At 74.0% G+C, this 19836-nt stretch carries 23 protein-coding genes; 14 read left to right on the forward strand and 9 right to left on the reverse strand.

The features are described 5' to 3' along the window. The first annotated feature begins 37 nt into the window (after nt 1-37). Nucleotides 38-1144 carry a hypothetical protein gene (locus VGP36_25025; GenBank protein HEV7657977.1) on the forward strand — a complete coding sequence of 369 codons (1107 nt, stop codon included), beginning with the start codon at nt 38-40 and terminating at the stop codon, nt 1142-1144. Nucleotides 1145-1147: 3 nt separating this feature from the next. Here VGP36_25025 and VGP36_25030 read toward each other — a convergent pair whose 3' ends face one another. Continuing rightward, complete coding sequence (locus VGP36_25030; protein ID HEV7657978.1) at nt 1148-2095, reverse strand: pirin family protein; 948 nt, start codon at nt 2093-2095, stop codon at nt 1148-1150. Between the two features lie 17 nt (nt 2096-2112). Then, nucleotides 2113-2709: a nitroreductase family protein gene (locus VGP36_25035; protein ID HEV7657979.1), complete on the reverse strand. Its 597-nt coding sequence runs from the start codon at nt 2707-2709 to the stop codon at nt 2113-2115. Between the two features lie 139 nt (nt 2710-2848). Between VGP36_25035 and VGP36_25040 the strand changes: the two genes are divergently transcribed. Both VGP36_25040 and VGP36_25045 read left to right on the forward strand, forming a co-directional pair. Next, the gene (locus tag VGP36_25040) at nt 2849-3244 is read left to right on the forward strand and encodes a helix-turn-helix transcriptional regulator (protein HEV7657980.1); all 396 of its coding nucleotides are present in this window, start codon (nt 2849-2851) and stop codon (nt 3242-3244) included. Continuing rightward, on the forward strand, nt 3231-3773 hold the full coding sequence (locus VGP36_25045; GenBank protein HEV7657981.1) for a hypothetical protein: 543 nt from the start codon (nt 3231-3233) through the stop codon (nt 3771-3773). Before VGP36_25040 ends, VGP36_25045 begins: the two co-directional genes overlap by 14 nt. Before the next feature lie 133 nt (nt 3774-3906). On the opposite strand, the gene VGP36_25050 is transcribed toward VGP36_25045, so the two are convergent. Then, nucleotides 3907-4752, reverse strand: a complete 846-nt coding sequence (locus VGP36_25050) for an aldo/keto reductase (protein ID HEV7657982.1) — start codon at nt 4750-4752, stop codon at nt 3907-3909. 106 nt (nt 4753-4858) lie between these two features. On the opposite strand from VGP36_25050, the gene VGP36_25055 reads away from it, so the two are divergent. Beyond that, nucleotides 4859-5149: a DUF2516 family protein gene (locus tag VGP36_25055; protein HEV7657983.1), complete on the forward strand. Its 291-nt coding sequence runs from the start codon at nt 4859-4861 to the stop codon at nt 5147-5149. A 13-nt stretch (nt 5150-5162) separates the two neighbouring features. On the opposite strand, the gene VGP36_25060 is transcribed toward VGP36_25055, so the two are convergent. The 3 genes from VGP36_25060 to VGP36_25070 form a co-directional block, all read right to left on the reverse strand. Further along, the gene (locus tag VGP36_25060; GenBank protein HEV7657984.1) at nt 5163-5717 is read right to left on the reverse strand and encodes a GNAT family N-acetyltransferase; all 555 of its coding nucleotides are present in this window, start codon (nt 5715-5717) and stop codon (nt 5163-5165) included. 92 nt (nt 5718-5809) lie between these two features. Next, on the reverse strand, nt 5810-6583 hold the full coding sequence (locus VGP36_25065; protein ID HEV7657985.1) for a maleylpyruvate isomerase family mycothiol-dependent enzyme: 774 nt from the start codon (nt 6581-6583) through the stop codon (nt 5810-5812). Between the two features lie 96 nt (nt 6584-6679). Further along, a complete protein-coding gene (locus VGP36_25070; protein ID HEV7657986.1) occupies nt 6680-7489 on the reverse strand; it encodes a class I SAM-dependent methyltransferase in 810 nt (269 codons plus the stop codon). Between the two features lie 43 nt (nt 7490-7532). On the opposite strand from VGP36_25070, the gene VGP36_25075 reads away from it, so the two are divergent. Beyond that, complete coding sequence (locus VGP36_25075; GenBank protein HEV7657987.1) at nt 7533-8564, forward strand: UDP-N-acetylmuramate dehydrogenase; 1032 nt, start codon at nt 7533-7535, stop codon at nt 8562-8564. Nucleotides 8565-8597: 33 nt separating this feature from the next. Here the strand turns inward: VGP36_25075 and VGP36_25080 are convergent, their stop codons facing one another. Then, complete coding sequence (locus tag VGP36_25080) at nt 8598-9482, reverse strand: oxidoreductase (GenBank protein HEV7657988.1); 885 nt, start codon at nt 9480-9482, stop codon at nt 8598-8600. Between the two features lie 262 nt (nt 9483-9744). Here VGP36_25080 and mshA point away from each other — a divergent pair, with 262 nt between their 5' ends. Genes mshA through VGP36_25115 form a run of 7 tightly spaced genes read left to right on the forward strand, consistent with a single transcriptional unit; the run spans nt 9745 to nt 16265 of the window. Beyond that, complete coding sequence (gene mshA / locus VGP36_25085; protein ID HEV7657989.1) at nt 9745-11043, forward strand: D-inositol-3-phosphate glycosyltransferase; 1299 nt, start codon at nt 9745-9747, stop codon at nt 11041-11043. After that, the gene (locus tag VGP36_25090; GenBank protein ID HEV7657990.1) at nt 11040-11540 is read left to right on the forward strand and encodes a YbjN domain-containing protein; all 501 of its coding nucleotides are present in this window, start codon (nt 11040-11042) and stop codon (nt 11538-11540) included. The genes mshA and VGP36_25090 overlap by 4 nt, the downstream gene beginning before the upstream one ends. Nucleotides 11541-11596: 56 nt before the next feature. Beyond that, nucleotides 11597-13213: a DHA2 family efflux MFS transporter permease subunit gene (locus tag VGP36_25095; protein ID HEV7657991.1), complete on the forward strand. Its 1617-nt coding sequence runs from the start codon at nt 11597-11599 to the stop codon at nt 13211-13213. Further along, nucleotides 13210-13788: a TetR/AcrR family transcriptional regulator gene (locus tag VGP36_25100; GenBank protein HEV7657992.1), complete on the forward strand. Its 579-nt coding sequence runs from the start codon at nt 13210-13212 to the stop codon at nt 13786-13788. The genes VGP36_25095 and VGP36_25100 overlap by 4 nt, the downstream gene beginning before the upstream one ends. A 10-nt stretch (nt 13789-13798) precedes the next feature. Then, entirely contained in the window at nt 13799-14335 is a 537-nt protein-coding gene (locus VGP36_25105) for a DUF1697 domain-containing protein (protein HEV7657993.1), read from the forward strand. Between the two features lie 9 nt (nt 14336-14344). Then, nucleotides 14345-15088, forward strand: a complete 744-nt coding sequence (locus VGP36_25110) for a phosphoglyceromutase (GenBank protein ID HEV7657994.1) — start codon at nt 14345-14347, stop codon at nt 15086-15088. Nucleotides 15089-15095: 7 nt separating this feature from the next. After that, nucleotides 15096-16265, forward strand: a complete 1170-nt coding sequence (locus tag VGP36_25115; GenBank protein HEV7657995.1) for an alpha-hydroxy-acid oxidizing protein — start codon at nt 15096-15098, stop codon at nt 16263-16265. On the opposite strand, the gene phoU is transcribed toward VGP36_25115, so the two are convergent. After that, nucleotides 16262-16954 carry a phosphate signaling complex protein PhoU gene (gene phoU / locus VGP36_25120; protein ID HEV7657996.1) on the reverse strand — a complete coding sequence of 231 codons (693 nt, stop codon included), beginning with the start codon at nt 16952-16954 and terminating at the stop codon, nt 16262-16264. The two genes, VGP36_25115 and phoU, sit on opposite strands and share 4 nt — an antisense overlap. 178 nt (nt 16955-17132) lie before the next feature. Here phoU and VGP36_25125 point away from each other — a divergent pair, with 178 nt between their 5' ends. Together VGP36_25125 and VGP36_25130 are read left to right on the forward strand one after the other, a co-directional pair. Next, entirely contained in the window at nt 17133-18341 is a 1209-nt protein-coding gene (locus VGP36_25125) for an ATP-binding protein (GenBank protein HEV7657997.1), read from the forward strand. Continuing rightward, nucleotides 18338-19024, forward strand: coding sequence for a response regulator transcription factor (locus VGP36_25130; protein ID HEV7657998.1), 687 nt, complete (start codon nt 18338-18340; stop codon nt 19022-19024). The genes VGP36_25125 and VGP36_25130 overlap by 4 nt, the downstream gene beginning before the upstream one ends. Before the next feature lie 2 nt (nt 19025-19026). Here the strand turns inward: VGP36_25130 and VGP36_25135 are convergent, their stop codons facing one another. Then, nucleotides 19027-19770: a DUF899 domain-containing protein gene (locus VGP36_25135; GenBank protein ID HEV7657999.1), complete on the reverse strand. Its 744-nt coding sequence runs from the start codon at nt 19768-19770 to the stop codon at nt 19027-19029. Nucleotides 19771-19836: the final 66 nt, after the last annotated feature.

Below are 19836 nucleotides of genomic sequence, written 5' to 3' on the forward strand. Positions count from 1 at the left end.
AGGAGCGGTCCTCGCTGTCTCGCTCGGACGGGCCGAGGTGGCCGGTCTGCTCGCCGTCCACGACGCGTACGGACCAGATCTGATCGGCTACGCGGAGTTCCTGCTGGCCAGCCGTCCGGCCGATGCCGAGGTGCATCTCGGCGACGAGGCCGCCGAGGCCGTGCTGGACGCGCTGCTGGCCGCGACCGGCGTCGCCGCCGACCTCTCCGACCCCGCTCGGATGCGGGCCTGGCTGCTGGCGTTCGTCCGCAACGAGTGCCTGCGCCGCCGGGCCGGCACCGGCGGGTCGTCCGCGGCCGAGGCGGCCGAGCTGGGCCGCCGCGGGCTGGGCGCGACCGACGTGGCCGCGCTGCTCGGGTTCGCGCCGGCCGTGCTGCCGAGCCGGGTGCCCGCGGTGGAGACGCCGCCGGCCTGGCTGCGGGCCGAGCTGGCCACCGCCGCCGGTCCGGAGTGGGCCGCCCGGCGGGCCGAGCTGACCCGGCGGGCCCGGCCGTTCGAGTCGGACGGGTTCCCGGTGCCCCTGGACCGGCGCCGGCTGTCGGCCAAGGTGCTGGCCTGGTCGGCCGCGGCGGTCGTGCTGGTCGCGCTCGGCCTGCTGGTCGCGCTGCCCACGCACGGCAGCGCCGGCGCGGTCGCCGACGCGGCGCCGCTGCGGGCGACCGCGGAGGTCACCCAGGTCGCCCCGGTCGAGGCCGACGACGACCCGCTGCCGACGCTGGCCGAGGCGCCGTTCGGCGCGAGCACACCGGCGCCGCCGACGACGACGCCGGCCGCGCCGGCCACCACCCGGCCGGCGACCCCGGACCCGACGCCGGTCGCCACCAGCGCGCCGGCGGCCCGGCCGGCCACGCAGGCCGACCGGCACGCCCGGGGCACCGGGGCGCTGGCGCTGTCCTGGGGCCCGGCCCCCGGGCTGGTCTGCGGGACCGACTGGACCGCGCAGCTGCACGTCACCACCGGCGGCGTCCAGGTGACCCGGGTCGTCGCGGTCGCCGGCCGCGGTCGCGCGGCCGAGCTGCACCCGGACGGCGACGGCTGGTCCGGCGACCTGGGCGGGCTGCCGACGGACCGGTCGACCACGGTCGCGGTCTTCGCCGACGGCGGGACCCGCGGGGTCTCGACCCGCCTCGCCTCGAACTGCTGAGCCTCAGCGCCTGGTCCAGGGCGGCGGCGGGGCCGGGATCCGGTCCAGCGGCGAGTGCACCTCGCCGAACCGGCCGTCCTCGGCCTTCCACTGCTCGTACGCGCCGGTGATCTCGTCCTGGGACCGGGCCACGAAGTTCCACCACATGAGCACCCGCTCGCCGAACGGCGTCCCGCCCAGCAGCAGCACCCGGGCCTCCTCGACCGCGTCCAGCACCAGCTCGTCCCGGGCGAGGCCGAGGTAGGCGAACCGGTCCGCGCGCACCGGCCGGCCGTCGACGGCGACCTCGCCGGACAGCACGACCAGGCCGTGCTCGAAGTCCGGGCGCAGCGGCCAGACCGAGACACCCGGCCGGACCACCGCGTCCAGCCCGAGCAGCGGGCTGTCCTGCCGGGCCGGCGAGGTCTGGTCCCCGTACGACCCGGCGAGCACGGTGAGCGTGGAGGAGTCCAGCTCCAGCCGCGGCAGCACGGCGTGGTGGGCGAAGGCGGGCGCGCCGAACCGGGTCTCCTGCGGCTGCGCCACCCAGAGCTGGACGCCGTGCAGCGTGCCGCGCCAGCCGCTCGCCGCCTCCTCGGAGTGCGACACCCCGCTCCCGGCCGTCATGAGGTTGAGCTGGCCCGGCCGGATGAGTTGCTCGGTGCCGAGGCTGTCGCGGTGCAGCACGTCCCCGGAGATCAACCAGGTGACCGTGTGCAGGCCGGTGTGCGGGTGCGGGCCGATGTCCAGGCCGTGGTCCTCGGTGACCCGGACCGGGCCCATGTGGTCGGCGAAGCACCACGGCCCGACCGTACGGCGGTGCCGGCGGGGCAGCGCCCGCCGGACCGGAACGGCGCCGACCTGGGACTCCCGGCTGTCGCCGATCTCCACGACGGGTCCGCCGGAGCTGCCGGCGGAGTCCCCGGCGTAATCGCCCACCGGCGCATCGGTCGTGTCCACCGGTCCGCCCATGTCCGCAGTATGGGGGTTCAGGCGGTCTGCGCCAGCTCGATGTGCGGCCCGGTCAGCACCAGCTCCGTCAGCGGCAGCCGCTGCCGCGGCGCGGCCTCGCGGGCGGCCAGGTCCTCGGGCAGCCCGTGCTCGTCCTGGCGCAGCCCGACCGCGACGACCACGACCGGCGTGAACCGCGGGTCGACGCCGAACGTGGCGGCCGCGGCGGCCTTGTCGAAGCCGCCCATCTGGTGCGTGGCCAGGCCCTCGGCCTGGGCCTGGGTGACGAGGTGGGCGACGGCCTGGCCGGTGTCGTACAGCCCGTACGAGCGGGGCCTGCCCTCGGGGTCGGTGGTCTCGGCCAGGACGAGCAGCAGCGTGCTGGCACGGCCGGCCCAGCGCCGGTTGTTGCCCGAGAGCGTCGCGGCCAGGCGCTCGAACGCGGCCTCGCCGCGGTGCGCGACCACGAACCGCCAGGGCTGCGTGTTGCTCGCCGACGGCGACCAGCGGGCGGCCTCCAGCAGCGCGGCGAGCTGGGACTCCTCCAGCCGGTGGTCCGTGTCGAAGCCGCGCGGGCTCCACCGCTCGGAGAGCAACGGGTGCAGCGGAGCGCTGGTCTGAGCGCCTCGGGTCATGTCGGGGTCCGTCCTCGTGCAGGTGTTTGACGCTTCAACAACTGTAGGGAGCACTCGGATTCCGGGGGTGACCGAGCCCACCGCCCGAGTGCTAGCTGAGTGCTTGCAATAGCTAGCACTGGCACGTACGGTCGGAGACATGGTGCTGCGGGACGTCGGGAACTACATCCGGGAGCAGCGCCATGCCGCCCAGGTCTCGATGCGCGAGCTGGCGCGGGCCGCGGGTGTGTCGAACCCGTACCTGTCCCAGATCGAGCGCGGGCTGCGCAAGCCGTCCGCCGAGATCCTGCAGCAGATCGCGAAGGCGCTGCGGATCTCCGCCGAGCAGCTGTACGTGCAGGCGGGGATCCTCGACGAGCGCCTCGGTGACGACACCGTCACCGCCGCGATGCTCGGCGACACCGGCCTGACCGAGCGGCAGAAGCAGGTCCTACTCGAGATCTACGAGTCCTTCCGCCGGGAGAACGCTGCGCGCGACGCGGCCGACGCGGAACCGCACCCCCATTCGGAGGAGAACAGCAATGCCCATCACTGACGACGTGCGCAAGTACGGCGAGACCGTCCTGGAGCAGGGCAAGGTCGCCCTCGACGAGGCCCGCAAGCCCTGGTACGCGGCGGTCGGCGCCGGCGAGCTGGCCGTCGGCCAGCTCCAGCAGCAGCTGACCCAGCTGCCGGCCGAGGTCCAGGCCCGCGTCCGCAAGCTGCAGACCAACGGCAAGCAGATCGACCCGGCCGCGGTGCGGTCCGCGGTCGAGACCGCGGCCGGCCAGGCCGCCGGTGCCTACGAGACGTACGCGGCCCAGGCCAAGGAGACCTACGAGTCGCTGGCCCACCGCGGCGAGCTGGTCGTGCGGCGGCTGCGCCGCAGCCCCGAGGTCAAGGACACCTTCGCCAAGGCCGAGGAGATCGTCTCCGACGCCGGCAAGACCGTCGCCACCGCCGAGGAGAAGGTGACCAAGCCGGGCCGCACCACGACCCGGACCCCGGCCGCCACCCGCAAGGCCCCGGCCGCGACGAAGACCACGGCCCGCAAGGCCCCGGCCAAGCGGACCCCGAAGGCCTGACCCGACCCACGACGCCGCCCGGCCCCTGACGGGACCGGGCGGCGATCTGTGTGGACGGCGCCGCCGGCCCTGTGAGGAGCGGGCGGACACGACGCCGCCCGGCCCCCCGGGGACCGGGCGGCGTTCTGTTGTCCTACCTGACCGAGGCGAGGTCGTCCTCGGAGAGGTGCAGGTCGGCGGCGGCGATGTTCTCCTCCAGGTGCGTCACCGAGGACGTGCCGGGGATCGGCAGCATCACCGGCGACCGGGCCAGCAGCCAGGCCAGCGCCACCTGCGAGGGCGACGCGTCGAGCTTCGTGCAGAGGTGGTCCAGCGGGCCGCCGGGCTCGGACAGCTGCCCGGTCGCGAGCGGGAACCAGGGGACGAAGCCGATACCCTCGGCCGCGCACACCTCCAGCAGTTCCTCGGCGTCGCGGTTGGCGACGTTGTAGTGGTTCTGCACGGTCGCGATCGACGCGGTCTTCTGCGCCTCCCGCAGCTGGTCGAGCGAGACCTCGGAGAGCCCGATGTGCTGGATCTTGCCCTCGTCCTGCAGGGCCTTGAGCTCGCCGACCTGGTCGGCCACCGGCACCTCGGGGTCGATCCGGTGCAGCTGGAACAGCGGGATCCGGTCCAGGCCGAGCAGGCGCAGGCTCATCTCGGCCTGCTGGCGCAGGTACGCCGGCCGCCCGACCGGCGTCCACACGTCCGGGCCCTGCCGGGTCAGGCCGGCCTTGGTCGCGATGACCAGCCCGGAGTCGTACGGGTGCAGGGCCTTGCGGATCAGCGGCTCGGCCACCGCCGGACCGTACGAGTCGGCGGTGTCGATGAGGTTCACGCCCAGCTCGACGGCCCGGCGCAGCACCCGCACGGCCTCGTCCGGGCTCTCCGGGTCGCCCCAGACTCCGGCTCCGGTCAGCTGCATGGTGCCGTAGCCGAGCCGGGTCACGGTGCTCGTACCGCCGAGGGTGAACGTGCCGGACGTCGTTGCTGTCGTCATGGTCGGTTCAACCACCCAGCGACGGCCGCGCCTTCCCGGGGCTCGGATTCGTCACGTTCGCAAAAGGGCGGCCCAGGTGGTCGCGGAGAGCAGCTACCCTGAAGGGGTGTTCGGGTTGAACAACGCGCTCCTGTCCATCATCTCGCTGGCGATCGTCGTGCTGCAGGGGTGGGCGCTCGTCGACTGCGTCATGCGCCCGTCCAAGGCGTTCGAGGTCGCCGGCAAGCTGACCAAGCCGGCCTGGCTCGCCATCACCGCGATCGCGCTGGTCGTCGGCCTGCTGTTCGGGCCGCTCGGCATCCTTGGCCTGGCCGGGATCGTCGCCTCGATCGTCTACATGGTCGACGTGCGGCCCGCGGTCCGCGAGGTCCAGGGCGGCGGCAGCAGCCGCTGGTAGAGCGGGCCCGGCGTCAGCGGGTCGCGAAGCGGCTCAGGTCGGCGGCCTCGATGAGGTCGGCCGGGCGGAGCCGGAACAGCTCCGCGTGCAGCCCCCAGTACTTGTCGGTCGTCCCGACGTAGGACATGCCGAGGCGGCGGGCGACCTGGCTGGAGCGCTCGTTGCCGGGCCGGACGATCGCGAAGACCTCGTCGATGCCCGTGCTGAACGCGCGCGCCGCGGCGGCCCGGCCGATCTCGGTCGCGTAGCCCCGGCCCCAGACCGCGGGGTGCAGATGCCAGCCGACCTCGACGTCCTCCTCGGCCGGTGGGAGCGGGCGGAGCAGCACGCTGCCGATCGGACGATCGGGCTGGGAAAGCTCCTCGACCGCCCACACCCCGTACGTCGGGTCGTCGGTGGGTTGGGACCAGCGCTCGATCCTGATCTTGATCTCGGCCGGCTCCATGGGCGCCCCGATCCACTGCGCAACCTCGGGTCGCGAGTAGATGTCGTAGGCAGCGGCCAGATCCGGCTCCTCCAGCGTCCACGGACGCGCGATGAGACGTTCGGTGACGAGAAGGGGGTCCACGAAGACGACCGTAGTCGTCGGAAGCCCCCTGCCGCACCTATCGCACCTGACGTTCACCTTCCCGTGCACTGTGCCGAACGGGTGCGGCCGGACTAGCCGGTCCGGACCAGCTCCGCGAGCGCCCGGTCGCCGGTCACCTCGACCTTCCGGCGGCGGGTGCGGCCGGGTTCGACCGGGTCCAGCGGCAGCCGTCCCCAGAGCACCAGATACAGGTCTGCGGCCGGTCCGGCGATGCGGGCGTCGACCCGGCGCGGCCGCTGCTCGGCCCGGGCGGCGGTGACCCGGCCCGGGGTGAGCGAGACCAGCCAGCGGTCGCCGGTGTCGGTGCATTCGACCAGCACGTCGCCCATGGCCGAGGCCAGCGGTTCGTCGCCGGCCCGCAGCTGCAGCATGCTCTCCACGACCTCGCCGACCCCGTCCGCGGCCAGCTCCGGGTCGAACCCGCCCGCCTTCGAGTACGCCGAGAGCTCCGCGTCGAAGCGGTGCACGGTCGTCTCGTGGGCCATCCGGCGGGGCCAGAAGTCGTCCAGGTGCGGCTCGGCGTCGGTGAAGACCTGCAGCAGCTTCTCCAGACCCTCCCCGTACCAGGCCAGGACCTTGGAGTCGTCCTCGGGCGGCCGCGAGGCCAGGGCGGGCGGCTCGACGGTGCCGTCGAGGACGCCGGTGGTCGCGCTGCGGTGCACCCGGGACAGGTGGGAGACCAGCCGGCGGACGTCCCAGCCCGGGCAGGTCGGGACGTCGTCGTCCGGGTCGGCCGCCTTCGCGGCGTCGGCGAACGTCGCGCCCTCCCGGCGCAGCGCCGCCACCCACCAGTCCCGCCGGGCGCGGCCGGCGCCGGCGGTGGAATCCTCCGTCGTGGCGCTCACCCCCTGCGTCTCCGCGACCACGCGCGGCATCGTTCCACTGTTATCGGGCACCGGTCACTCTCCTGGTGTATTCCTCCCCCGATCGTGTCGAAGTAATCACGGAGAAGACACCGACGCCCACCGCAGCGTCACTTCGCCCAAACGCCACCGGGACCGCCCGCCGACGACCGGCCAGCCCTCCTCGGCCAGCCGCTCGACCGCCGCGACCCAGCGTTGCCGCGGTCCGAAGGCCGCGTACGGGGCGCCGACGGCCCAGGTCCGGTCGAGCGCCTGGAGCAGGTCGTACACGGGCTGACCGGGGACGTTGTGGTGGATCAACGCCTTGGGCAGCCGCTCGGCCAGGTCGCTGGGCCGCTCCAGGTCGGCGACCCGGGCCGCCAGCGTGATCGTCAGCGGGCCGCTCGCGTCCAGCGCGACCCAGCAGGCGCGCCGGCCGACCTCGTCGCAGGTGCCCTCGACGAGCAGCCCGCCCGGGGCCAGCCGGCCGCACATCTCGGTCCAGGCCTGCGCGGCGGCCGCCTCCTCGTACTGGCGGAGCACGTTGAGGGCGCGGACCAGCACCGGCCGGCGGCCGGCCAGCTCGAACCCGCCGCGGGCGAACTCCAGCCGCGGCGGGTCGGCGCTCCCGGCCGCGGCGGCGACCCGGTCCGGGTCGATCTCCAGCCCGAGCACCCGGACGTCCTTGCGGACGTCGGCCAGCCGGCCGGCCAGCTCGACCGTGGTGACCGGGCTGGCGCCGTAACCGAGGTCGACGACCAGCGGGTCGACGGCGTCCCGCAGCCGGGCCGACTGGGTGCCGACGATCCAGCGGTCGATCCGGCGCAGCCGGTTGGGGGCGGTGGTGCCACGGGTGGGCAGGCCGAGCGCCCGGGCTCGCCCGGCCGCGAGCCGCGGCCCCTTCCTCACGGCGCCCGATCCTAGGCGACGGGCGCGTCCGTACTGTTGTGCCGTGCAGGTGCGGAGCGCGGTGGCGCTGGCCGGGTTGACGACGCTGCGGCTGGGTGGCCCGGCCGCCACGCTGGTCGAGGCCTCGTCGGCCGACGAGCTGGTCGAGGCGGTCCGCGCCGCCGACACCGCAGGCGAGCCGATGCTGCTGGTCGGCGGCGGGTCGAACCTCGTGGTCGCCGACGCCGGCTGGCCCGGCCGGGTCGTGCTGATCCGGTCCCGCGGCGTCGCGGTCGAGTCCGACGGCGACACCCGCACGCTCACCGTCGAGGCCGGCGAGCCCTGGGACACGCTGGTCGCCCGGACCGTGGCCGAGGGCTGGGCCGGGATCGAGGCGTTGTCCGGTGTCCCCGGCCTGGTCGGCGCGTCCCCGGTCCAGAACGTCGGCGCGTACGGCCAGGAGGTCGCGGACACGATCACCCGCGTCGACGCGTACGACCGCGAGACCGGCGAGACGCTGCGGCTGGCTCCGGCCGACTGCCGCTTCGGCTACCGCGACTCGCTGTTCAAGCACACCGACCGGTACGTCGTGCTCCGCGTCGCCTTCGCCCTGCGCGCCGGCGGCAAGTCCGCCCCGCGGTACGCCGAGCTGGCCCGGGCCGTCGGCGACATCGCCCCGCCGGCCGACGTCCGCGCGGCCGTGCTCCGGCTGCGCGGCGGCAAGGGCATGGTCCTCGACGACGCCGACCCGGACACCTGGAGCGCGGGCTCGTTCTTCACCAACCCGATCCTGTCCGCCGCCGAGGTGGCCGGCTTCGAGGCCCGGCTGGACCCGGGTACGGCGTACCCGTCCTGGCCGGCGGGGGACGGGCGGAAGCTGTCCGCGGCCTGGCTGATCGAGCACGCCGGGTTCGCCAAGGGCTACGGCACCGGTCCGGTCGGCATCTCGACCAAGCACACGCTGGCCCTGACCAACCGGGGCGGCGGCAGCGCGGCCGACCTGGTCGCGCTGGCCCGCGAGGTCCGGGCCGGGGTGCAGGCCCGCTTCGGTGTCACCCTGCGCCCGGAACCCCGCCTGGTCGGCCTCAGCCTGTAATCGCGCCTCAGCCTGTGGTCGCGCCCGCCGGGATCAGCCGGCGGTGCCCTCCAGCGCGGCCAGGTCGTCGAGGTCCAGCCGGAGCGCGGCCGCGGCCACGTTGTCCTCGACGTGGGCCGGGTCGCCCGAGCCCGGGATGACCAGGATCGCGGGCGAGCGGTGCAGCAGCCAGGCCAGCGCGACCTGGTGCACCGACACCCCGTGCTTGGCCGCCACCCCGTCCAGCCGCTCGGTCGAGCCCATCGGCTGGAACGCGCTGCCCAGCGGGAAGTACGGCACGTACGCGATCATCTGCTCGTTGCACCGGTCCACCAGCGCGTCGTCGTTGCGGGACCAGACGTTGAACATGTTCTGCACGCAGGCGACCGGCGCGATCGCGAGCGCCTCGTCCAGCTGGGCCGCGGTCACGTTGCTCACCCCGAGGTGCCGGATCAGGCCCTCCTCGCGCAGCCCGGCCAGCGCCTCGAACCCGGCCGCGATCGAGCCTTGGGCCGCCCCGTCGGTCTCGCCGACCCGCAGGTTGACCACGTCCATCCGGTCCAGCCCGAGGTGCTCGAGGTTCTCCTCGACAGCCTGGCGCAGCCCGGCCGGGTCCAGCCAGTGCAGCCAGTTGCCCTGCTCGTCCCGGCGGGCGCCGACCTTGGTCACGAACACCAGCTCGTCCCCGTACGGGCTGAGGGTGTCGCGCAGGATCTCGTTGGTCACGTACGGGCCGTAGAAGTCGCTGGTGTCGATGTGGGTGACGCCGAGCTCGACCGCCTTGCGCAGCGCCGCCCGGGCCCGGTCCGGGTCCTCGGGCGGCCCGAACACGCCCTTGCCCGCGAGCTGCATCGCGCCGTATCCCATCCGGGTCACGGGCAGGTCCCCGCCGAGCAGCCAGGTACCGGCGGCCGCGGCCGGCGTCGTCGCCATCGTCATGCCTGCGCTCCTTCCCCGTTCGTGACCCGCGCTACCGCCCGGCGACCGCGCGCCGGCCGAGAACCTCCGGGCCACCGACGGCACCCGGCCGGGCCCGCCAACCCGCTGCTGATCTGGCCGTAGGGCACCCCGGCCGGGTGACTCGACTCTCGTTCGGAGCGGGTCGGGCAGATTTCGGGCGGCCGCGCTGTTGGCCTCTTCCGGGCGTACTGCGCCCGTTGAGAGTGGACAGGCGGAGGTGGCTGTGCCGGTGGGCCGTGCGGTGGTTCCGTTCTCGCGTTCTCGTCCCCGGCGGGTCGCCACGCTGTCGGTGCACACCTCGCCGCTGGACCAGCCCGGCACCGGCGACGCCGGCGGCATGAACGTCTACGTGCTCGAGGTCTCCCGGCGCCTGGCCGAGATGGGCGTGGCCGTGGACGTGTTCACCCGGGCCACCTCCAGCACGCTGCCGCCGGTGGTCGAGGTCGCGCCGGGCGTCCTGGTCCGGCACGTCGTCGCCGGCCCGTACGAGGGGCTGGACAAGGTCGACCTGCCGGCCCAGCTCTGCACGTTCACCTCCGAGGTGCTGCGGGTCGAGGCCCGCCACGACCCCGGCTTCTACGACCTGGTGCACTCCCACTACTGGCTGTCCGGCCAGGTCGGACGGGTGGCCGGGTCCCGCTGGGCGGTGCCCCTGGTGCACTCCGCGCACACCCTGGGCAAGGTCAAGAACGCCTCGCTGGCCGACGGCGACGCGCCCGAGCCGCTGGCCCGGCTGATCGGCGAGGACCGGGTGGTGGCCGAGGCCGACCGGCTGGTCGCCTCCACCGCCGACGAGGCCCACCAGCTGCAGTCGCTCTACGGCGCCCGCGACGACCAGGTCGTCACGGTGCCGCCCGGGGTCGACCTGGAGCTGTTCCGGATGGCCGACGCGTCCGCCGCGCGGACCCGCCTGGGCGTGCCCCCGGACGCGGTGCTGCTGCTGTTCGTCGGGCGCATCCAGCCGCTCAAGGCGCCCGACCTGCTGCTCCGGGCCGTCCCGGAGCTGCTCGAGCGGCAGCCGGAGCTGCGGCACCGGCTGCAGGTGGCGGTGGTCGGCGGGCCGAGCGGGTCCGGGCTCGACCGCCCCGAGGCCCTGCACAAGCTGGCCGCGCGGCTCGGCATCACCGACCTGGTCCGGTTCGAGCCGCCGGCCGGCGCGGAGCAGCTGGCGGACTGGTACCGGGCCGCCGACGTGACCGTCGTTCCCAGCCACAGCGAGTCCTTCGGCCTGGTCGCGCTGGAGTCCCAGGCCTGCGGCACCCCGGTCGTCGCGAGCGCGGTCGGCGGCCTGCCGACCGCGGTCCGGGACGGGGTCTCGGGCCTGCTGGTCGACTCCCGCCGGCCGGCCGACTTCGCCGCCGCGATCGACCGGCTGGTCGCCGCCCCGGGCCTGCGGGTCGCGATGGCCGGCGCCGCCCGTATGCACGCGGAGCGGTTCTCCTGGCAGCGCACGGCCGAGGGCCTGCTGGTCGCCTATCGTGGCGCCCTCGCGGACCGTGGCGCCGCCTACCGGCTCGCCACCGCGGTGGGGGGACCATGACGCGCGCCGAGCTCGACCAGGTCATCGCCGACACGCTCACCGACCGGGAGCTGGAGTTCCAGCGGACCGGCGAGGGGTCGTACCTGGTCACGCTGCCCGGCACGCACCGGCTGGCCACGCCCTGCTGGCTCATCGCCGGCGACCACGCGCTGCTGGTCGAGGCGTTCGTGATGCGCCACGCCGACGAGAACCAGGCCGAGCTGTACGACTTTCTGCTCCAACGCAACAGCCGGATGTACGGCGTGGCCTTCTCCCTGGACCGCGACGGCGACGTCTACCTGGTCGGCCGGCTGCCGCTGGCCGCGGTGACGCCGGACGAGCTCGACCGGCTGCTCGGCGCCGTGCTCACGTACGCGGACGAGAACTTCGACACGATGCTCAAGCTCGGCTTCGGCGACTCGATCAAGCGCGAGTGGGCCTGGCGGGTCAAGCGCGGCGAGTCGCTGGCCAACCTGCGGGCGTTCGCCCGGTTCGCCGACCCCGACAGTGGCGTCTGACACTTTCGATACGATCCGGTTGCGTATCGAAAAAACGGCTCGTACCGTCTGCCCACGTGGATAGAGAGACGGTGCAGGCAAGGCGCTGGTGGATCCTCGGCGTGCTGGTGATCAGCCTGCTGGTGGTGATCCTCGACAACACGATCCTCAACGTGGCGCTGAAGACCATCCAGGAGGACCTGCACGCGTCCCAGGCCGATGTCGAGTGGGCGGTGAACTCCTACGTCCTGGTGTTCGCCGGCCTGTTGTTCACCTGGGGGATCCTCGGTGACCGGCACGGGCGCAAGAAGGCCCTGCTGCTCGGACTCGGGATCTTCGGGCTGATGTCCGTGCTGGCCGCGTTCTCGCAGAACACCGGCCAGCTCATCGCGTTCCGGGCGCTGATGGGGATAGGCGGCGCCGCGGTGCTGCCGCAGACGCTCTCGATCATCACGAACGTCTTCGAGCCGCACGAGCGCGGCAAGGCCATCGGCATCTGGGCCGGCTTCAGCGGCGTCGCGATCGCGCTCGGCCCGATCACCGGCGGTTTCCTGCTGGAGCACTTCTGGTGGGGCTCGGTCTTCCTCATCAACGTGCCGGTGGTGATCGTCGGCATCGTGCTGGTGGCGCTGATCGTGCCGGACTCCAAGGACCCCAGCCCGAGCAGGATCGACCCGCCCGGCGTGCTGCTGTCGATCGCCGGGCTGGTCGCGCTGGTCTACGGCATCATCCGCGGCGGCCAGCAGAACGACTGGGGCAGCGCGCTGGTGCTCGGTCCGATCGTCGCCGGCCTGGCCCTGCTGACCGCCTTCGTCCTGCTGGAGCGGCGCAGCAGCCACCCGTCGCTGGACATCACGCTGTTCCGCAACCCGCAGCTGTCCGCGGCCACCACCGCCATCGGCCTGGTGTTCTTCGCGCTGATGGGCGTGACGTTCTACTTCTCCTTCTACCTGCAGGCGGTCCGCGGCTACTCGCCGTTCGACGCCGGGCTCTGCCTGGTCGCGGTGGCGGCGGCGATCGTGTTCACCGCGCCGCAGAGCTCGAAGCTGGCCCGCCGGTTCGGCACCCGGGTGCTGGTCGGGACCGCGATGATCGTGGTCGCCATCGGCTTCGCGCTGCAGACGCAGATCACCGCCGACTCGCCGCTCTGGTTCGTCGAGCTGATCCTGGTGGTCCAGGGCCTGGGCATGGGCAACGTGATGGCGCCGGCGACCAACGCGGTGATGGGCGCGATCCCGCGCTCGAAGTCCGGCGCCGGCTCGGCCGTGAACAACACGATCCGGCAGGTCGGCGGCGCGCTCGGGGTCGCGATCCTGGGCTCGGTGCTGTCCACGGTCTACCGGGACGGGCTCGGCTCCGCGGTGAACGTGCTGCCGTCGGCGCTGCGCACGGACGCGGCCGAGTCGATCGGCGGCACGCTGGCCGCGCTCGGATCGGCCGGGCCGCGGGCCGGCGCGCTGCAGCAGGCCGCGAACGAGGCGTTCGTGCACGCCATGCACGTGACCGCGCTGTGCGCGGTGGCCGCGGTGCTGCTCGGCTCGGCGGTGGTCTGGCTGTTCCTGCCCGGCCGCCGGGCCAGCGGTGGGTCGGTCGAGACCGGTCAGAGCGAGCTGGCTGTCCCGGTCGGCTCCGGCGCCGGGTCGCGTGGCGAGGCCGGGTCGCCCGAGCCGGTCGAGGTGGCGGGCGCGCGATGACCGCGCCGGTCCGCGGCCGCCCGCGCAGCGCCGAGGCCGAGCAGGCGATCCGGGAGGCGGCCGCCGAGCTGCTGTCCGAGCGCGGCATCGGCGGGTTCAGCGTGGAGGCGGTCGCGGCCCGGGCCGGGGTGGCCAAGACGACCGTCTACCGGCGCTGGCCGACCCGGGAGGAGCTGCTCGTCGCGGTGGTGAGCGGGCTCAAGGCCCCGGCCGAGGCCGCGCCGGGGGACTCGGTGCGGGGCGACCTGCTGCACTTCCTGCGCTCCACCGCGTACGAGGACCGGTCCGGGCGGTGGACCCGGCTGATGAACCGGCTGCTCGTCGACGCCGACGAGTACCCGGAGCTGGTCGCGGACGTCTGGCGGCAGAGCGTGCGACCGCGCCGCGAGTACCTGGCCGGGATCCTGCGGCGCGCGGTCGCGGAGGGGCTGGTCCGGCCCGGCGCCGATCTGGACCTGCTGGTGGATCTGCTCATCTCGCCGGTGACCTCGCGGATCCGGCTGCGACGCGGCCGGCTGTCCGACGACCAGCTGGCCGAGCTGGTCGACACCGTGCTGCGCGGGGCCGCGCCGTAGTCTGCCGCCCATGCCGACCTGGGTGGCGTTGCTGCGCGCGGTGAACCTCGGGGCCCACAACAAGGTCTCGATGCCGAAGCTCCGGACGGTGCTGACCGACGCCGGCTTCACCGGCGTGAAGACGTACGTGAACAGCGGCAACGTGGTGCTCGACTCGACGATGCGCTCCCCGGCCAAGGTCGGACAGGCCGTGCACGACCTGATCGGCGAGCACTTCGAGGTCGACACCCCGGTGATGATGCGGACCGGGCGGCAGCTGGCCGCGGTGCTGGACTGGAACCCGTTCCCGGACGCGGCGGCCGACCACCCGAAGCTGGTCGCGGTCCTGCACCTGTCCGGGGCGCCCGAGGCCGAGCTGGTCGAGACGTTCCTGGCCGGCGACTACGCCCCGATCCGGGTCGCGCACCGGGGCGAGGAGGTGGTCATCGACTGGCACGACGCGACCGGCCGGCCGAACGTCGACCGGGCGCTGAAGAAGCTGGGCGTGCACGCGACCGCCCGCAACTGGCGCACCCTCACTGCTCTCACCGAGCTGACCCGCGAATAGGCTGGCACCGTGACGGCGACCCTGGTGCTGCTGCGGCACGGCGAGAGCGAGTGGAACGCGAAGAACCTGTTCACCGGCTGGGTCGACGTGGGCCTGTCGGACAAGGGGATGGCCGAGGCCCGGCACGCCGGCGAGCTCGTCCGCGACGCCGGCCTGGCGCCCGCGGTGGTGCACACCTCCTTGCTGCGCCGGGCGATCCGGACCGCGGAGCTGGCCCTGGACGCGGCCGACCGGTCCTGGATCCCGGTCAGGCGGCACTGGCGGCTCAACGAGCGGCACTACGGCGCGCTGCAGGGCCTGGACAAGGCCGCGACCCGGGAGAAGTACGGCGACGAGCAGTTCATGCGCTGGCGCCGCTCGTACGACGAGCCCCCGCCGCCGTTGGACGACGACAACGAGTGGTCCCAGGCCGGCGACCCGCGCTACGCCGACCTGCTGGAGACCATGCCGCGCACCGAGTGCCTGGCCGACGTCGTCACCCGGATGCTGCCGTACTGGTACGACGCGCTGGTGCCGGACCTGCGGCTGGGCCGGCCGGTCGTGGTGGCCGCGCACGGCAACTCGCTGCGGGCGCTGGTCAAGCACCTCGACGGCCTGTCGGACGAGGCCGTGGTCGGGCTCAACATCCCCACCGGCATCCCGCTGCTGTACGAGCTGGACGACGCGATGAAGCCGGTCACCACCGGCGGCACCTACCTCGACCCGGACGCGGCGGCCGAGTCGATCGAGGCCGTGAAGAACCAGGGCCGGTAGCCCGCCGGTGCCCAACTACGGCGACTGGCAGCTGGAGACGTACTTCGCCGGGCTGGCCGGGATCCGGCCGGAGCTGCCGATGTCCTGGCCCGAGCTGGCCCGGCGGGCGGAGGCGGCGCTGTCGCCGGAGCTCTGGTCGTACGTGGCCGGCGGGGCCGGGGACGAGCGGACCCAGGACGTCAACGTCGAGGCGTTCGACTGGTGGGGGCTGATGCCCCGGATGCTGGTCGGCGCGGCCGAGCGGGACCTGTCGGTGGAGCTGTTCGGGCACCGGCTGCCGACGCCGTTGCTGCTGGCCCCGGTCGGGGTGATCGGGCTCTGCGACCCGGACGGGCACGGCGACCTGGCCACCGCCCGGGCCGCCGCGGCCACCGGGGTGCCGATGGTGGCCTCGACCCTCATGCAGGACCCGCTGGAGGACGTGGCCGCCGCGCTCGGCGACACCCCCGGCTTCTTCCAGCTCTACCCGCCCGACGACCGGGAGCTGACCGAGAGCTTCGTACACCGGTCCGAGGCCGCCGGGTACGCCGGGATCGTCGTCACGCTGGACACGCTCACCCTGGGCTGGCGGCCGCGGGACCTGACCCTGGCCAGCTTCCCGCAGCTGCGCGGGCTCTGCCTGGCCAACTACTTCACCGACCCGGTCTTCCGGTCCCGGCTGGCGGCCGCGCCCGAGGACGACCCGCAGGCGGCGACCCAGCTCTGGGCCGCGATCTTCGGCACCCCGCAGCTGTCCTGGGCCGACCTGCCCTGGCTGCGCTCCCTGACCGCGCTGCCGCTGCTGCTCAAGGGCATCTGCCACCCGGACGACGCCCGGCGGGCCGTCGACGCCGGGGTGGACGGCATCTACTGCTCCAACCACGGCGGCCGGCAGGCCAACGGCGGGCTGCCGGCGCTGGAGTGCCTGCCCGGCGTGGTCGAGGCGGCGGGCGGCGTCCCGGTCTGGTTCGACTCCGGCGTGCGCGGCGGCGCGCACGTGGTCAAGGCGCTGGCGCTGGGCGCGAGCGCGGTCGGCGTCGGCCGGCCCTACGCGTACGGGCTGGCGGCGGGCGGGCAGGCCGGGATCGAGCATGTGCTGCGCAGCCTGCTGGCCGAGACCGACCTGACCATGGCCGTGGACGGCTACCCGCGGATCGCCGACCTGACCCCGGACGCGCTGCGCCGGGTGGGTCGCTAGGCCCCGAGCGCCGTCTCCGTCGCGCCCGAGGTGATCGAGCTCGGCAGCGGCGCCGGCTCGCCGGTGACCAGGAAGATCACCTGGCGGGCGACGGAGACGGCGTGGTCGGCGTACCGCTCGTAGTAGCGGCCGATCAGCGTGATGTCGATGGCCGGCTCCATGCCGTGCGCCCAGTCGTCCTCGAGCAGCGCGGTGAACAGCCGTCGGTGCAGCGCGTCCATCGCGTCGTCCTCGCGCTCCAGCTGCTCGGCCAGCTCGATGTCCTGGCCCTCCAGCACCTGGGTCGTCTTGTCCACGATCGACAGCGCGATGTCGCCCATCTCCCGGATGGTGCCGCGGACGTCGTCCGGCACGGCCGCGGCCGGGTAGCGCATCCGCGCGACCTTGGCCACGTGCAGGGCCAGGTCGCCCATCCGCTCCAGGTCGGCGACCGCCTTGAGGCTGGTGATCACGGTGCGCAGGTCGATCGCGACCGGCTGCTGCCGGGCCAGCAGGTCGAACGCCCGGGCCTCCAGGTCGTCCCGCAGCTTGTCGACGTGCGCGTCCTCGGAGATGACCTTCTCGGCCGTCGTGAGGTCGGCGTCGAGCAACGCGGTGGTGGCGTCGCGCATCGCGACCGCCACCGCCTGGCTCATCTCGACCAGGGTCCGGCCGATCTGGTCGAGCTCTCCGTGGAACGTCTCCCGCATGCGTGACACCTCCTGCTCTGGTGGGCGTGCTGTGCGGCCGAGGGTAGTCGGGACCGGGCTACCCGGCCGGGTGCGCGGTGAACCGCGCTCGTACGCTCGGTGAACTCCTCCGCCGACCAGGCCGTACGGGCCTCTCGCAGGGCGGGAACGACTCCCGGACGACCGTACGATCGTCGGTGTGGAGGTCGTGGCGGTCGCTGCTGCCCTGCTGGTCGGGGCGGCTGTCGGCGTTCTCGTCGCGCTGAGCCTGACCAGCCGGCGCTCCACAGCCACGGGCCCGACCCCGCCGGTCCGGCCGGCCGACCCGGTGCCGCCGACGCTGGCCCGCCGGGTGCTGGAGGTCATGGGCACGGCCGCGGTCGTGCTCGACCCGGCCGACGAGGTGGTGCTGGCCAATCCCGCCGCGCGGCAGATGGGCGTGGTCCGCGGCGGTCGGGTGGTGGTCGAGGACCTGCGCCGGCTGGCCCGGGCCGCCCGCCGCGACGGCGAGGCCCGGTACGGCGTGGTCGACACCCGCGGCCGGCTCGGGCGGGAGCCGATCGCGGTCAGCGCCCGGGTCGCCCCGCTGGTCGAGAGCGGGTACGTGGCGCTCCTGCTGGACGACGTCACCGAGACCCGGCGGCTGGAGGCGGTCCGGCGCGACTTCGTCGCCAATGTCTCGCACGAGCTGAAGACCCCGGTCGGCGCGCTGACCCTGCTGGCCGAGGCGGTCCAGGACGCGGCCGACGACCCGGAGGCGATCCGCCGGTTCGCCGGCCGGATGCAGCACGAGGGCACCCGGCTCGGCCGGCTGGTGGCCGAGCTGATCGAGCTGTCCCGGCTGCAGGGGGCCGAGCCGCTGCCGTCCCCGGCCGTGGTCGAGGTGGACGAGGTCGTCTCCGAGGCGCTGGACCGGACCCGGCTCGCGGCCGAGTCCGGCGGCATCGTCGTCGTGTCCGGCGGGCAGGGCCGGCTGACCGTCTGCGGCAACGAGTCCCAGCTGGTCACCGCGCTGGTGAACCTGGTCGACAACGCGATCGCGTACAGCCCGGCGGGGACGCGGATCGCGGTCGGCACCCGGCGCCGGGACGGCCACGTCGAGATCTCCGTCAGCGACCAGGGCATCGGCATCGCCGAGCGCGACCTGGAGCGGGTCTTCGAGCGGTTCTACCGCTCCGACCCGGCCCGCTCCCGGGCCACCGGCGGCACCGGGCTGGGGCTGGCCATCGTCAAGCACATCGCGACCAACCACGGCGGCGGGGTGAGCGTGTGGAGCGTCGAGGGCTCCGGCTCCACGTTCACGATGCGCCTGCCGGTCGCCGGCTCCCGGGCGGAGCCGGCCACTGAGGACGAGGAGCCGCCGGTGTCCGTACCGGCCGGCGGTCCCGACGAGAGAGGAAACCTGTGACGCGCGTGCTCGTGGTGGAGGACGAGGAGTCGTTCTCCGACGCCTTGTCGTACATGCTGCGCCGGGAGGGCTTCGAGGTGGCGGTGGCGGGCACCGGTCCGGACGCGCTCAGCGAGTTCGACCGGTCCGGCGCCGACCTGGTGCTGCTCGACCTCATGCTGCCGGGGCTGTCCGGCACCGAGGTCTGTCGCACCCTGCGACAGCGCTCGAACGTCCCGGTGATCATGCTGACCGCGCGGGACTCCGAGATCGACAAGGTCGTCGGGCTGGAGCTCGGCGCGGACGACTACGTGACCAAGCCGTTCTCGTCCCGGGAGCTGGTGGCCCGGATCCGCGCGGTGCTGCGCCGCCGCGGCGGCGAGGCCGAGCCGGAGTCGGCGGCCGCGGCGCTCGAGGCCGGCCCGGTCCGGATGGACGTCGAGCGGCACGTGGTCACCGTCGACGGCGGGACCGTGCCGCTGCCGCTGAAGGAGTTCGACCTGCTCGAGCTGCTGCTGCGCAACGCCGGCCGGGTGCTGACCCGGGGCCAGCTCATCGACCGGGTCTGGGGCTCTGACTACGTCGGCGACACCAAGACGCTCGACGTCCACGTCAAGCGGCTGCGGGCGAAGATCGAGCCGGACCCGTCCAACCCGCGGCACCTGGTGACGGTGCGCGGGCTGGGCTACAAGTTCGAGACCTGAGGTCAGTACTGGTCGTGCCGGTGCAGCCAGCCCATGATCTCCGGGCTGTCGGACCGCCCCGGCGGCTGCTCCCAGCCCTCCTGCCGTCCCAGCGCGGTCAGGTCCAGCCAGTTGTACGTGCCGATCATCAGGTCGCCGCCGCGGGCGTAGGACGAGTACGTGTGGAAGACCTGGTCGCCCTCGCGCAGGAACGCGCTGGTCCCCGGTGACTCGCCGGTCCAGCCCTGCCAGTCCGGGGCGTCGGCCCGGTCCCGGTAGTTGTACTCGGTCGACCCCTTGGCCGGGTCGTACGTGACCCGGAAGTCGTAGTTGAAGTCGCTGCCGGCCGACGAATACCACGGGACGACCCAGCCCATCCGCTCCTGGTACGCGGCCAGCTTCGGGTAGGGCGCGCGGGACACCAGAGCCAGCGTCGTGTCGCGGGCGTGCAGGTGGGACAGGTGCCCGATGTTGTCGGCCAGGAACGAGCAGGACGGGCAGCCCTCGTCCCAGTCCGGGTCGAACATGAAGTGGTAGATCAGCAGCTGGCGCCGGCCCTCGAACAGGTCCGGCAGCCGTACCTCGCCGGCCGGGCCGGTGAACGCGTAGTCCGCGGTCACCTCCTCCATCGGCAGCCGGCGCCGCTCCGCCGCGAGTGCGTCCCTGGCCTTGGTGAACTCCTTCTCCTTCGCCAGCAACTCGATGCGCGCGGCACGCCACTGCGCCGGCGCCACCACCTCCGGCAGTGCGGTCTCGGTACGAGTCATGCCAGCACTCCTTCCCCGTCCGGCTCCACCGGTATCCCGACCGGATCGGTCGGGAATGCGGCGGGC

The organism is Mycobacteriales bacterium (assembly GCA_035995165.1).
Lineage (GTDB): Bacteria > Actinomycetota > Actinomycetes > Mycobacteriales > CADCTP01 > CADCTP01.

What these genes read in the sequence shown, in the direction of transcription:
- VGP36_25030 (HEV7657978.1), bottom strand. Translation starts at nt 2,095, where the DNA reads ATGGGCGGACCGGTGGACACGACCGATGCGCCGGTGGGCGATTACGCC.
- VGP36_25035 (HEV7657979.1), bottom strand. Translation starts at nt 2,709, where the DNA reads ATGACCCGAGGCGCTCAGACCAGCGCTCCGCTGCACCCGTTGCTCTCC.
- VGP36_25040 (HEV7657980.1), top strand. Translation starts at nt 2,849, where the DNA reads ATGGTGCTGCGGGACGTCGGGAACTACATCCGGGAGCAGCGCCATGCC.
- VGP36_25045 (HEV7657981.1), top strand. Translation starts at nt 3,231, where the DNA reads ATGCCCATCACTGACGACGTGCGCAAGTACGGCGAGACCGTCCTGGAG.
- VGP36_25050 (HEV7657982.1), bottom strand. Translation starts at nt 4,752, where the DNA reads ATGACGACAGCAACGACGTCCGGCACGTTCACCCTCGGCGGTACGAGC.
- VGP36_25080 (HEV7657988.1), bottom strand. Translation starts at nt 9,482, where the DNA reads ATGACGATGGCGACGACGCCGGCCGCGGCCGCCGGTACCTGGCTGCTC.
- VGP36_25090 (HEV7657990.1), top strand. Translation starts at nt 11,040, where the DNA reads ATGACGCGCGCCGAGCTCGACCAGGTCATCGCCGACACGCTCACCGAC.
- VGP36_25100 (HEV7657992.1), top strand. Translation starts at nt 13,210, where the DNA reads ATGACCGCGCCGGTCCGCGGCCGCCCGCGCAGCGCCGAGGCCGAGCAG.
- VGP36_25105 (HEV7657993.1), top strand. Translation starts at nt 13,799, where the DNA reads ATGCCGACCTGGGTGGCGTTGCTGCGCGCGGTGAACCTCGGGGCCCAC.
- phoU (HEV7657996.1), bottom strand. Translation starts at nt 16,954, where the DNA reads ATGCGGGAGACGTTCCACGGAGAGCTCGACCAGATCGGCCGGACCCTG.
- VGP36_25135 (HEV7657999.1), bottom strand. Translation starts at nt 19,770, where the DNA reads ATGACTCGTACCGAGACCGCACTGCCGGAGGTGGTGGCGCCGGCGCAG.